This is a genomic window from Aliiruegeria haliotis (assembly GCF_003003255.1).
Classification (GTDB): Bacteria; Pseudomonadota; Alphaproteobacteria; order Rhodobacterales; family Rhodobacteraceae; genus Tropicimonas; species Tropicimonas haliotis.
In genome coordinates, this window is record NZ_PVTD01000004.1 from 122,765 (window position 1) to 135,165 (window position 12,401).

The following is a 12,401-nucleotide window of genomic DNA, read 5'->3' on the forward strand; positions in this document are numbered from 1 at the left end:
ATTCGGCAATCCGGAAATCTCGCTGCAATGCAACATAAGCGCGGCACGCGGCGCACGCGGTCGAGCACCACTAGTGCAGCAATCGCACTCGGTTGCATCAGGTCCTGCGAGTGAATGGCACTTCAGAGGACCGTCTTGACGGTGCAGACGGAATTCGAGTTGGGCAATGTCGGCCTTGCTTCGCAATCAGGTGAAGCAAGACCGGGAGAAGAATGGGCGCCTGACGGTCCGGAGGATCAATCTCCCGATATCTGACCCAGCGCCCTATGGACGCAATCCGGCAGGTCACCGACCCGCTCGCAGAGAACGGTGGCGCCATTTTCCTGCAACTCACTGCGGCCGCCGTATCCCCAAGTGACACCGATGGAGGCCATACCGTTTTGACGCGCGGCGAGGACATCGAACGCCCTGTCGCCGACCATGCATCCGTCTTCCCGCCTCAGGTTCCGGGTAGAGAGGATGTGGGAGACGAGCGTGCCCTTGTCGTCAAACCTTGCGTCGAGTTCGGCACCGAACAGGTCCTCGAAGCACCCAGAAAAGCCGAAATGGTGGATAACCTGTCGCGCGAACAGCAGCGGTTTCGAGGTGCACAAGAACAACCTGTATCCGCAGCGCCGAAGGCTTGCCAGGGCATCGCGGATACCGTCGTAGGGCGCCGCATCGAACAGGCCACTGGCGGAGTAGGCCTCGCGATAGAGATCGACCGCTCGCTCCACAAACGTGTCACTTCCAAGCAGTTTCTCGAAACTGTGGCGTAGCGGTGGTCCGATAACCCAATGAAGGTCCTGATACGCAGGAGCTTCCTGTTCAAGCTTTGCCAAAGCATGCTGAACTGACGCGACGATTCCGGGTGCGGGGTCGACCAGGGTCCCATCCAGATCGAACAGAATGAAAGGCCTTGACGCTGAACTGTTGGTCATGCGTCGTCAGCTACTTGGCCCGCTCATCCCTGTCCAGTGGGGCAGCAAACCGGCATGCCTGGGCGAACCCTTCCTGCCTTGCAATACTGTCCTTCAATCGCTGGCGAATTCCCCGCGACAGACCGCATGCGGGGCGTGCAACCCCTTGGGCGATGGTGGCAATGCGGAATGGCGGGGATCAGTCACGCAGCCACGTGACTTTGTGGAACCCACGGTGATTCCCATCTGCAGGAAAAGCACCAAACCCGAAGAGGTCCCCATGAGCAGTCACCACCCCAGATCCCGCGTCGTTCCCGCTGCAACGTCCCGGCGCCAACCCACAAAGGCCGTGGTGCAAAGCCCAACCCCGGGTGCCTTGGCGGCATTTGCCGATGCTGCGGCGCAAAACCAGTTTGACTGGCGCCGTCCGGGACTGGCCGCCGATCCGGTGCGTTTTGCCCGCGATCGCTTTGCCGCCGCTTTCGGCATCGGCCACCGCAGCGTGGCCTGAGGCGGGCAGTTCCGGCGATTCCCGCTCCCCGGCCCCTAACGGATCAACCATTCGTTAACCATTCTGGGGCTTCCTTCACCCCACGCGGGCTATCGGACCGATGTGGGTGGTCGCGAGGCGCTGGAGCGTTGCGACGGATGAAGAACTTCTGGACGAGGGTGACCGGCCGCGCCGAACGGAATGCGGTGTCCGCGCCCAAATTCCCTCCGGCCCCGGCAGACGCGGGGACTGCGATCTTTCCTCCGATCCCGGCTGACGCTTCGACGACACAGCCCGCCGGATTCGCCGAGACAGGCATCGCGCCGCTGGCGCGCCCTGATGGGCCTGACACGCGGCACCGCGCGATTTCGCCCCCCGAACCGGCCGCCGGAGGACCGCTCATCCCCCCTCATCCGCAAGGCTTCGCGGAAGAAGCCACGGCACGGCAAACCGTGCTCGACCTCGGACAGGTCCGCCCGGCAACCCTTTCACCGGACGCCATGTCCGGCCTCGCGGATCTTGACGCCCGGTTGCCTCCCATCGGAACCGAGACGCGCCCGGCCACGGAGCCCCGCTACCAGCACAACGATCGCCTGAACCGGGATGTCGCCGCCGGTGGCGGGCTGGTTGCCGGGGACGATGGCGCGCTGCGGCCACACTACTGGGGCCACCGGGAACGCCTGCGGCAACGTTTTCTGAGCGGCGGGCACGAGGCAATGCCCGAATACGAACTGCTGGAAATGCTGCTGTTCGACGCGATCCCGCGCATCGACGTGAAGCCGCTGGCCAAGCGGCTGCTGGCAACCTTCGGAGACCTGAACGGCGTGATCGCGGCTCCCGAAGCCCGGCTGATGCGGGTGGAGGGCGTCGTGCCCAAGGTCTTCTACCAGTTGCGGCTGGCACAGGCCTTCGCCCACCGGATGGCGCGTGCGAAGGTGCTGCAACGGCCGGTGCTGTCGTCATGGGACACGTTGATGGAGTATTGCAAGACTGTGATGGCGCACCGCGAAACGGAGCAGTTCCGCGTGCTCTACCTCGATCGAAAGAACACGCTTGTCGCGGATGAGGCGCAGGCGGAGGGCACGGTGGACCACGTCCCGGTCTATCCGCGAGAAATCGTGAAACGCGCCCTTGAACTGAATGCAAGCGCGGTGATCCTTGTGCACAATCACCCCTCCGGCGACCCGACACCGTCAAACGAGGACATCGTGATGACCGACCGGATCAGCGATTCGTGCCGGGCTGTGGGGATCACGATCCACGACCACGTGGTGATCGGAAAGGAGGAAGACGCCTCCTTCCGGCAGATGGGATACCTGGCCTAGGCGGAGAGGCGATTCCGCCAACCGAACCGCTGGGCCGTCACCTAGGCGCCACTTTCCAGGCGTGGCGCGGACGCCAAGTGGGGTCGCATCAGCGAAGCAGTTTCGGAGGCATGGGTGATGGGCACCATGTGACCCGCGGTGGGGACCATCTCACATCTGGACCTTGGAAGGCGCCTGGCGAGCGTCGACAGGATCACGGAAATGGCGCCAGGACTTCTGCCGCCGCCGATCAGCAGGACCGGCAGTTCGAGGGCCTCCAGACGTCCCGGCGCGAGCAGGCCTGCGCAATCACCGTAAAGACCCGGCCATTGGTCCGGAACGGCGTGAATTCGATCAAGGATATAGGCTCGCTGATCCTCCCGGAAGCTGTCCCAAGGCGCGCCTGTCCCCCAGGTCTCGGTGAAGTACCGTGCAGCGGCGACGCGATTGCCCGCCCGCAACCAGAAATCGAGGCGGTCAACTTCCGCCCTCTGATCCGCCGCCTGCGGGTGCTCTCCGAGGGCAGCAAAAAGAACCGGCTCGATCAGCGTCAGGCTACGCACAAGCTCGGGTCGCTCCATCGCGAGGCGCAGGGCGACGACAGCGCCGAAGGAGTGACCAAGCAGGTGCTGACGTGCGTCAAGGCACGGGCGGCAAGCCCGGCTTGCGGCCTCGAAGAGGTTGCCGCCGCCGGGCCAGGGATCGGCCGCCCCATGACCGGGCATATCGGGGGCATACATGGTGATGCTGTCGCCAAGGTGCTCCGCGAGCGGCTGCCAGGCGCGGGAATTTCCCAGCATGCAGTGCAGGGCGAGGGCCGGTTCCGGCCCCTGCCCCAGCGATCGAAAAGGGAGCTTCCCGCTCAGAGCTTGCCCCCCAGATGTGCGTCAAGATCCGCAAGGCGGTCGTGACCCCAGAACCGCTCATCGGTGTCGGTGATGTAGAAGGGCGCACCGAACACTCCCCGGTTTACTGCTTCTTCCAGGTTCGCCGCATAGGTCTCGGCGCCCGAGAGCAGTCCGCTGTCAGCCAGTGTCGGGTCGAATCCCGCGCTCTCGAGACAGGCGCGCACGACGCTATCCTCGGCGATGTCCTTTTCCTCGGCCCAGCAGGCACGCAGGAAAGCCCGCACCAACGCTCCGAGATCTCCGCCTCCGGCCGCCTGTGCGGCGATGATCGCGTAGGACGACGGCGCGGCATTGGTCGGCCAATGGGCCGGCTTGAAGTTGATCTCCAATCCCGTCTTCACCTTTGCGCGCTTTAGTTCCTGCATCCGGTACTCCAGCCGCGACGGATGGCGATCCTTTGGCGATACGCCGCCGGTGCGCGGGAACAAGGCGATAATGTCCAGTGGCTTGTAGGTGATCGTGGCACCGTGACGGGCGGCAATCTTCTCCAGGCCATCGTCGGCAAGGTAGGTGAAGGGCGACAAGGTAGAGAAGTAGTAGTCGATATGCGGCATTGCATGCTCCCTGTTTTGCCACGGACCCTAGCGATGACCACCGGCTTTGCAACGGGTTGCAGAACATGCGGATCCCGAAAATGGGGCGCCCTTCGGTTCGGGGCATGGCAGATCCCGTGATGCCCGCAGCCCGAGCCTTATCCTGCCTCCCGAACCATTTGCAGTACCGGCTGCGGAGCGCAGCCCCCCCGCTGCGGCCACGAACAGTAAACCACCCGCTCCAGTCGCCACCACCCACGGCCCAATTGCCGCGAACCGGACGCAATTCTGTGCGTTTCGCGCCTGCATCACAGGGCCAGGGCGGAAATCGGCGCAACACAAGGGCGCACACCGGCAAACACTTGCAGGAGAAGGTTCCCAAGGCTGTCCCCATGCGCTAGGGCGAAAGCGTCACCTTTTCGTTACGATTCCGCCACTCGGAGCCGCTGCCCCAATGCAACACCAGAGCCAGCCGAAGCTGATCGCCGGCAACGCAAACCTTCCCCTCGCACAGGGGATATCCCGCCGGGTCTCGATGAGCCGAGGCATGACCGTCGGCCTTGTCGATGCCCGCGTCGAGCGATTCAACGACCAGGAGATCTTTGTCGAGGTCTTCGAAAATGTCCGCGGCGAGGACATGTACGTGATCCAGCCGACCTCCAACCCGGCCAATGACAACCTGATGGAACTGCTGATCATGGCCGACGCGCTGCGCCGCTCCTCGGCCCAGCGGATCACCGCCGTGATCCCCTACTTCGGTTACGCCAGACAGGATCGCCGCGCCAAGGCCCGCACGCCGATCTCGGCCAAGCTTGTGGCCAACATGATCGCAGCCTCCGGCGTTGACCGGGTGCTGACAATGGATCTTCATGCCACCCAGATCCAGGGTTTCTTCGACATCCCGGTGGACAACCTCTATGCGTCGCCGATCTTCTCGCTCGATATCAAGCACAAGTTCAAGAAGAGGATGGACAAGGTCACCGTGATCTCGCCGGACGTCGGCGGCGTGGGCCGGGCCCGCGAGCTGGCACAGCGGATCGGCTGTGCGCTGGCCATCGTCGACAAGCGTCGCGAGAAGGCCGGCGAAGTGGCGGAAATGACCGTCATCGGCGATGTGAAAGGACAGACCTGTGTGATCGTGGACGACATCTGCGACACGGCCGGCACGCTCTGCAAAGCCGCCGATGTGCTGATCGAGGCCGGCGCCAAGGAGGTGCACTCCTATATCACCCACGGCGTCCTGAGCGGCCCGGCGGTGGAACGGATCACAAACTCCTCGATGAAAAGCCTGGTGATCACCGATTCCATCGAACCGACAGAGTCGGTGAAGCAGGCAGAGAACATCCGCATCGTGCCGACAGCGCCGATGTTTGCGCAGGCGATCATGAACATCTGGAACGGTACGTCGGTGTCGTCGCTGTTCGACCACGAGTCGCTGGCGGCGATCTACGAGGGGACCTACTGACACCACGTCCAGTCGGGACACGCGCGGGCGCCCAATGCGGCGCCCGTTAGCGTTTCTCCGGGCGTCAATCGAGTTGCCAGTCGTCGTCGTGTGCGACCTCGCCGATTGCCAGCCAGTTGGCGCGGACGCGGCCTACCTTGGTATCGCCCCAGGTCCGAAACACCAGTTCGAACCCTTCGGCCGTGACTTGTGCCGTGGAGATATCGGCCCGCTGGTTGGTCTGGCCCTGGATGTCCCACATCGCCAGGCCGACCTGCACGGCGGGCGTGCTGCGAAATGGCCGTTCGAATGTCACGCGTCGACGCGCGGTGCGCGTGCCCTCCCCGGTCCACATGGGCCCATCGTGTTCGAAGTCTGAAAAGACCAGGGTTTCGCCCTGCTCTACCCCGACCATGTGGTTGCGCAATCTGATCATCGTACCCCCGTCGTGCCACACTTTGGCGAATTCCGGGAGCGGAGCAAGGGGGGGTCTGCACCCCGGGTGGGACCGATTTGGCGGCGCCTAGTCTTCGGGGATGAGAGGTTGAGCCTTCGGGTGCCACGACGGACGTAGCTGGTCGATCGTCGTGGCACCGAGTTGCACCATGTTGATGGTGATGTCCTCGCGCAGGATGCTGTAGAGGTGCTCCGGCCCGCCTTCGCCAAGTGCGGCCGTCGCATAGAGAAAGCCGCGCCCCAGCAAGCAGAAATCCGCCCCACGCGAAAAAGCCCGGAGCATGTCGAGCCCCCCTTCGATGCCACTGTCAAAGAGAACCGCAGCACGTCCGTTCACTTCTCGGGCGACACCTTCGAGTGCATCGATCGAGGCGGGGGCCGCATCGAACTGACGACCGCCATGGTTGGAGACAAGGATACCATCCGCGCCGATCTCGATCGCGCGGCGCGCATCTTCGGGATCCAGGATCCCCTTCAGGACGAAGGCACCGGGCCAGATGTCCCGCATCTGCCGCAGCATGTCCCAGTCCGGGCGCCCGTCGATCACCCGACCGACATGGCGCGCCGCACCTGCGAAGGTCTTGGTCGGGAAATAGGTTTCAAGTGTCTTGAACCGGGGCAGCCCACGGGCAAGGGTCGCCAGCGACCAATGGGGGCGGATCGCCGCACGGTATATCGATTGCGGTGTGAACTGCGGGGGCACGGAAACGCCCGCCGCAAGTTGCCGTTCGCGACGGCTGTTCACTGGAACGTCAAGGGTGATCATCACCGTCCCGAAACCGCTCTCCCACGCCCGGCGCAGCACATCTGCTCGGATTTCCTCATCGATCGGGGTGTAAAGTTGAAACCAGCCGTTTCCGTCGCAAAGGGGGCCGATGGTTTCCGGCGCCTCGTTGGCAACCGTGGAGAGCGTGTACGGCATGCCCGTCCGGGCCGCAGCGCGGGCGAGGAAAGGTTCCGCATCCGGCCACATGAGACCGGACAGGCCAACCGGTGCCGCACCGAAGGGAACCGACCACGACCGGTCGAACAACTCCGTCTGCAGTTCGGGTGTGAAGCGGCCGCGCGCCATGCGCGGCATCAGTTCAACCGCGTCCAATGCCTGCCGGTTGCGGTCGAGCAGGCGCTCCGCCCCGGTGCCGCTCTCAAGGTATTCCCAGGCGAAGAACGGCATTCGCTTTCTGGCCTTGGCCTTCAGATAGGCCAGCGACGGGTAACGGGTTTCGATAGACATGGGCGTGCTCGATATGTGAGTTCGCCCCCTGCTACTGTCGTGCCGCGGGAATTCCAATGCGACATCGGAACGGACGGCGCGCCCGGTCCGACGATCCGGCGGGTTGGAATCGACGAGGGCAGACGCCAACCGGCGAGGCACGATTCCATCGCCACAACGCAAGCGCGCCTCGTCGCCCGCACGGCAAAAAAAAGAACCCCGGGCGAAAGCCCGGGGTTCTCCAAACTCCTAATGACGCGGAGACTAATCCATCGCGTCCAGAAGGCTCACCAGATCGGCAACGAGCTTCTCCGCCACGTCCTTGGCATCGCCGCTGGCCTCTGCCGCGCGGGCACGGGCATCCGCAAGGAACCCCTCCAGCGCTTCCTTGCCCTCGGCGCCCTGTGAGGCGTGTTCGGCCAGGACCGACATCGCATCGGCGTTGATCTCGGCGAATCCGCCGGTCACCGCGAAGGATGTCTCGGTGCCGTCGGCGCCGGTGACGGTGACGAGACCCGGGCGCAGGGTCGTAATGACCGGTGCGTGGTCGGGCATCGCCGTCATGTCGCCTTCGGCGGCCGGGATCTGAACCTGGGTGGCCTCAAGCGACGCGAGCCGCTTTTCCGGGCTGACCAGATCGAACTGCATCGTGTTGGCCATGGGCCCTCCTTATGCGGCGTCCGCCGCCATCTTCTCGGCCTTGGCAACCGCTTCCTCGATGTCGCCAACCATGTAGAAGGCGCCTTCGGGCAGGTGGTCGTACTCGCCGGCAACAACCGCCTTGAAGGAGGCGATCGTCTTCTCCAGCGGCACCTGCACGCCGGGGAAGCCGGTGAACACCTGGGCCACGTCGAACGGCTGGCTGAGGAAGCGCTGGATCTTCCGGGCACGGGCCACGACCAGCTTGTCCTCTTCCGACAGTTCGTCCATGCCGAGAATGGCGATGATGTCCTGCAGCGACTTGTAGCGCTGAAGGATTTCCTGGACGTCGGAAGCGACCTTGTAGTGCTCCTCACCCACAACCGCCGGGTCCATCAGACGCGACGTGGAGTCGAGCGGGTCCACCGCCGGGTAGATGCCCAGCTCCGAGATGGCACGCGACAGAACGGTCGTGGCGTCGAGGTGGGCGAAGGACGTGGCCGGCGCGGGGTCGGTCAGGTCGTCCGCAGGCACGTAGATCGCCTGCACCGAGGTGATCGAGCCGGCCTTGGTCGAGGTGATCCGCTCCTGCAGGGCGCCCATGTCGGTTGCCAGCGTCGGCTGGTAGCCCACCGCCGAAGGAATACGGCCAAGAAGGGCCGACACCTCGGAGCCCGCCTGGGTGAAGCGGAAGATGTTGTCGACGAAGAACAGAACGTCGGTCCCGGACTGGTCGCGGAACTGCTCGGCCAGCGTCAGGCCGGAGAGCGCAACCCGCATACGGGCTCCCGGAGGCTCGTTCATCTGGCCGTAGACCAGGGCCACCTGAGATTCTTCCAGGTTGTCCGGGTTGATGACGTTGGATTCGATCATCTCGTGGTAGAGGTCGTTGCCCTCGCGGGTCCGCTCGCCAACACCGGCGAACACGGAGTAGCCCGAGTGCACCTTTGCGATGTTGTTGATCAGTTCCATGATGAGAACGGTCTTGCCGACGCCGGCACCACCGAAGAGGCCGATCTTGCCGCCCTTGGCGTAGGGGGCCAGCAGGTCAACGACCTTGATGCCGGTGACGAGGACCTCGGACTCCGTCGACTGCTCGGCAAACTCGGGGGCGGGCTGGTGGATGCCGCGGAACTCGGTGGCCTCGACCGGGCCGCCTTCGTCAACGGGCTCGCCCACGACGTTGAGGATACGACCGAGGGTCGCGTTGCCCACCGGAACCGTGATCGGGCCTTCAAGGTCCTTCACTTCGGCACCGCGGACGAGACCTTCGGTCGCGTCCATGGCGATGGTGCGGACGGTGTGCTCGCCCAGATGCTGCGCAACCTCGAGGACGAGGCGCTTGCCATTGTTGTCTGTTTCCAGGGCGTTCAGGATCTCGGGCAGCTCGCCGTCGAAGTGGACGTCGACGACGGCGCCGATGACCTGGGTCACTTTGCCAATGTTAGCCATGTGCTATGTGTCTCCAGTTTCTCAGAGCGCCTCGGCGCCCGAAATGATTTCGATAAGCTCGTTGGTGATCACGGCCTGACGGGAGCGGTTGAACTCGATCGTCAGCTTGTCGATCATCTCGCCGGCGTTGCGGGTGGCGTTGTCCATCGCGGACATGCGTGCACCTTCCTCCGACGCGCCGTTTTCCAGCAGGGCGGTGAAGATCTGAGTCGACACGCCGCGGGGCAGCAGGTCGGCAAGGACACCTTCTTCGCTCGGCTCGTAGTCGTACAGCGCACCGGCTTCGTCGCCCTCTTCGGGGGCGTCGAACGTTGCCGGAATGATCTGCTTGACCGTCGGCTCCTGCGAGATCACCGAGATGAACTTGTTGTAGAAGATCGTGCAGACGTCGAACTCGCCGGCGTCGTAGCGGGCCATGAGGTCCTGGGCGATGCCCGAGGCGTTTTCATAGCCGACCTTCTTCACTTCGCTCATGTCGACGTGATCGACAAAGAGATCCGAGTAGTCGCGCTTGAGCTGCTCGCGGCCCTTCTTGCCGACAGTGATGATCTTCACCGTCTTCCCGGCAGCCCGAAGCTCTTCGATCTTCAGGCGCGCGGCCTTCACGATCGAGGAGTTGAAGCCACCGCAGAGCCCGCGCTCCGAGGTCATCACGACCAGCATCTGAACCTGGTCGCTGCCCGTCCCGGCAATGAGCCGGGGCGCGCTGTCACTGCCGCCAACGGAGGCGGCGAGGCCGCTCATCACGACCTCCATGCGCTCGGCATAGGGCCGCGCGCTCTCGGCCGCATCCTGGGCCCGCCGCAGTTTCGCGGCGGCCACCATCTGCATGGCCTTCGTGATCTTTCGCGTCGACTTGACGCTATCGATCCGGTTTTTGAGATCCTTTAGGCTGGGCATCTACCGCTCCTCGCTTACGCGAAGCCCTTGGCGTACTCTTCCACCACGGCCTTGATGCGGTCCGACGCTTCGCCCTTCACCTTCGGATCCTCGTTGGTGATCCACTCCAGAAGGTCGGCGTGCTTTCCACGGACGAAGTTCAGCAGACCTTCCTCGAAACGACCGACGTCTTTGACGTTGATCTTGTCGAGGTAGCCGTTCACGCCGGCATAGATGACGACGACGATCTCGGCATTGGTCAGCGGCGAGTACTGCTGCTGCTTCATCAGTTCGGTCAGGCGCGCACCGCGGTTCAGCAGCTGCTGGGTGGCGGCGTCGAGGTCCGAGCCGAACTGTGCGAAGGCCGCCATCTCGCGGTACTGGGCAAGTTCCAGCTTGACCGGACCGGCGACGGATTTCATCGCGTTGGTCTGGGCCGAGGAGCCAACCCGCGACACCGACAGACCGGTGTTCACGGCCGGGCGGATGCCCTGGTAGAACAGTTCGGTCTCAAGGAAGATCTGACCGTCGGTGATCGAGATCACGTTGGTCGGAATAAAGGCCGACACGTCGCCGCCCTGGGTTTCGATGATCGGCAGCGCGGTCAGCGAGCCGGCACCGTTTTCCTCGTTCAGCTTCGCGGAACGCTCCAGAAGCCGGGAGTGCAGGTAGAAAACGTCGCCCGGGTAGGCTTCACGTCCCGGCGGACGGCGCAGAAGCAGCGACATCTGACGGTAGGACACGGCCTGCTTGGACAGGTCATCATAGATGATGAGCGCGTGGCGGCCATTGTCACGGTAGTACTCGGCCATGGCGGTGGCGGAATACGGAGCCAGGAACTGCATCGGCGCCGGGTCCGAAGCGGTGGCGGCAACGACGGTGGTGTATTCGATGGCGCCGGTTTCTTCGAGCTTCTTCACCAGCTGCGCAACGGTGGAGCGCTTCTGGCCGACGGCCACGTAGATGCAGTAGAGCTTCTTGCTCTCGTCATCGCCAGCGGCGTCATTGTAGGATTTCTGGTTCAGGATCGTGTCGAGCGCCACGGCGGTCTTGCCGGTCTGACGGTCGCCAATGATCAGTTCCCGCTGGCCACGGCCAATCGGGATCATGGCGTCAACGGACTTCAGGCCGGTGGCCATCGGCTCGTGCACGGATTTACGCGGGATGATGCCGGGGGCCTTCTGGTCGGCGATGCGGCGCTCGGCAGCTTCGATCGGACCTTTGCCGTCCAGCGGATTGCCCAGGCCATCGACAACGCGGCCCAGCATGTTGTCACCAACCGGCACGTCCACGATGGCATTGGTCCGCTTGACCGTGTCGCCTTCCTTAATGTCGCGGTCGGAGCCGAAGATCACGACACCGACGTTGTCGATCTCGAGGTTCAGCGCCATGCCCCGGATGCCACCGGGGAATTCGACCATCTCACCGGCCTGGATGTTGTCCAGGCCGTGCACGCGGGCAATACCGTCACCGACGGAGAGCACCTGGCCCACCTCGGCAACTTCGGCTTCCTGGCCGAAATTCTTGATCTGGTCCTTGAGGATTGCGGAGATTTCCGCAGCTTGCAATGCCATTACCCGACCTCTTTCATAGCGTTCTGGAGATTGGCGAGCTTCGCACGGACGGACGTATCGACCATCTTGGAGCCCACCTTGACGATGAGACCGCCGATGAGGCTTTCGTCGACGGTCGTGTTCAGTTTGATGTCCTTGCCGAAGCGGGATTTCAGCATCTCGGCAATCGAGCCCGCCTGAGCATCGCTCAGTGCCGTGGCGGAGGTGACATCCGCGGTCACTTCGCCCTTTTCTTCGGCGATCTTCTCGGCCAGCGCTTTGAGCACATAGGACAGCGTGAAGAGGCGGCGGTTCGAGGCCATGAGCCCCAGGCCGTTCTTCATGACCTCGCCGAGGTTCATCTTGTCGGCCAGAGCCATGATGGCACTGGTCTGATCGGCACGGCTGTACACCGGCGAGTTGATCATGTTCTGAAGGTCAGCCGAGGCATCAAGCGCAGCCGACAGGGCGTCGGTATCAGCTTCGAGGGCATCAAGCTTGCCCTCGTCCTTGGCCAGTTCGAACAATGCCTGCGCGTAGCGCCCGGCAATGCTGGAGGAAATCGAAGCCGTTTCGGACACGTCCACCCCTTTGCGTTGCGTGCGTCCAAAGCCCGGCAGCCTGGATGCAC

Annotated in this window: 13 protein-coding genes; 3 read left to right on the plus strand and 10 right to left on the minus strand. The window is 63.7% G+C overall.

From position 1 onward, the window contains the following. Window positions 1-236: 236 nt before the first annotated feature. A complete protein-coding gene (locus tag CLV78_RS11860) occupies window positions 237-920 on the minus strand; it encodes an HAD hydrolase-like protein (protein ID WP_106205033.1) in 684 nt (227 codons plus the stop codon). A gap of 259 nt (window positions 921-1,179) precedes the next feature. Here CLV78_RS11860 and CLV78_RS24280 point away from each other — a divergent pair, with 259 nt between their 5' ends. Together CLV78_RS24280 and radC are read left to right on the plus strand one after the other, a co-directional pair. Further along, complete coding sequence (locus CLV78_RS24280) at window positions 1,180-1,410, plus strand: hypothetical protein (protein ID WP_106205034.1); 231 nt, start codon at window positions 1,180-1,182, stop codon at window positions 1,408-1,410. 479 nt (window positions 1,411-1,889) lie between these two features. Continuing rightward, a complete protein-coding gene (gene radC, locus CLV78_RS11870) occupies window positions 1,890-2,714 on the plus strand; it encodes a RadC family protein (protein ID WP_106205253.1) in 825 nt (274 codons plus the stop codon). 41 nt (window positions 2,715-2,755) lie between these two features. Here radC and CLV78_RS11875 read toward each other — a convergent pair whose 3' ends face one another. Both CLV78_RS11875 and CLV78_RS11880 read right to left on the minus strand, forming a co-directional pair. Next, complete coding sequence (locus CLV78_RS11875) at window positions 2,756-3,493, minus strand: alpha/beta fold hydrolase (protein ID WP_106205035.1); 738 nt, start codon at window positions 3,491-3,493, stop codon at window positions 2,756-2,758. A gap of 62 nt (window positions 3,494-3,555) precedes the next feature. Further along, window positions 3,556-4,155, minus strand: a complete 600-nt coding sequence (locus CLV78_RS11880) for a 2-hydroxychromene-2-carboxylate isomerase (protein ID WP_106205036.1) — start codon at window positions 4,153-4,155, stop codon at window positions 3,556-3,558. Window positions 4,156-4,588: 433 nt separating this feature from the next. On the opposite strand from CLV78_RS11880, the gene CLV78_RS11885 reads away from it, so the two are divergent. Further along, on the plus strand, window positions 4,589-5,599 hold the full coding sequence (locus CLV78_RS11885; protein ID WP_106205037.1) for a ribose-phosphate pyrophosphokinase: 1,011 nt from the start codon (window positions 4,589-4,591) through the stop codon (window positions 5,597-5,599). 64 nt (window positions 5,600-5,663) lie between these two features. Here CLV78_RS11885 and CLV78_RS11890 read toward each other — a convergent pair whose 3' ends face one another. The 7 genes from CLV78_RS11890 to CLV78_RS11920 form a co-directional block, all read right to left on the minus strand. After that, window positions 5,664-6,014 carry an H-type lectin domain-containing protein gene (locus CLV78_RS11890; protein WP_106205038.1) on the minus strand — a complete coding sequence of 117 codons (351 nt, stop codon included), beginning with the start codon at window positions 6,012-6,014 and terminating at the stop codon, window positions 5,664-5,666. Between the two features lie 87 nt (window positions 6,015-6,101). Further along, window positions 6,102-7,268 (minus strand): alpha-hydroxy acid oxidase, encoded by a 1,167-nt coding sequence (locus tag CLV78_RS11895; protein ID WP_106205039.1) that lies wholly within the window; start codon window positions 7,266-7,268, stop codon window positions 6,102-6,104. A gap of 243 nt (window positions 7,269-7,511) precedes the next feature. After that, a complete protein-coding gene (locus tag CLV78_RS11900; RefSeq protein ID WP_106205040.1) occupies window positions 7,512-7,907 on the minus strand; it encodes a F0F1 ATP synthase subunit epsilon in 396 nt (131 codons plus the stop codon). 9 nt (window positions 7,908-7,916) lie between these two features. Continuing rightward, complete coding sequence (gene atpD / locus CLV78_RS11905; protein WP_106205041.1) at window positions 7,917-9,338, minus strand: F0F1 ATP synthase subunit beta; 1,422 nt, start codon at window positions 9,336-9,338, stop codon at window positions 7,917-7,919. 21 nt (window positions 9,339-9,359) lie between these two features. Beyond that, the gene (locus tag CLV78_RS11910) at window positions 9,360-10,238 is read right to left on the minus strand and encodes a F0F1 ATP synthase subunit gamma (RefSeq protein WP_106205042.1); all 879 of its coding nucleotides are present in this window, start codon (window positions 10,236-10,238) and stop codon (window positions 9,360-9,362) included. Window positions 10,239-10,252: 14 nt separating this feature from the next. Beyond that, on the minus strand, window positions 10,253-11,791 hold the full coding sequence (gene atpA / locus CLV78_RS11915; RefSeq protein WP_106205043.1) for a F0F1 ATP synthase subunit alpha: 1,539 nt from the start codon (window positions 11,789-11,791) through the stop codon (window positions 10,253-10,255). Continuing rightward, window positions 11,791-12,351 carry a F0F1 ATP synthase subunit delta gene (locus tag CLV78_RS11920; protein ID WP_106205254.1) on the minus strand — a complete coding sequence of 187 codons (561 nt, stop codon included), beginning with the start codon at window positions 12,349-12,351 and terminating at the stop codon, window positions 11,791-11,793. Before CLV78_RS11920 ends, atpA begins: the two co-directional genes overlap by 1 nt. Window positions 12,352-12,401: the final 50 nt, after the last annotated feature.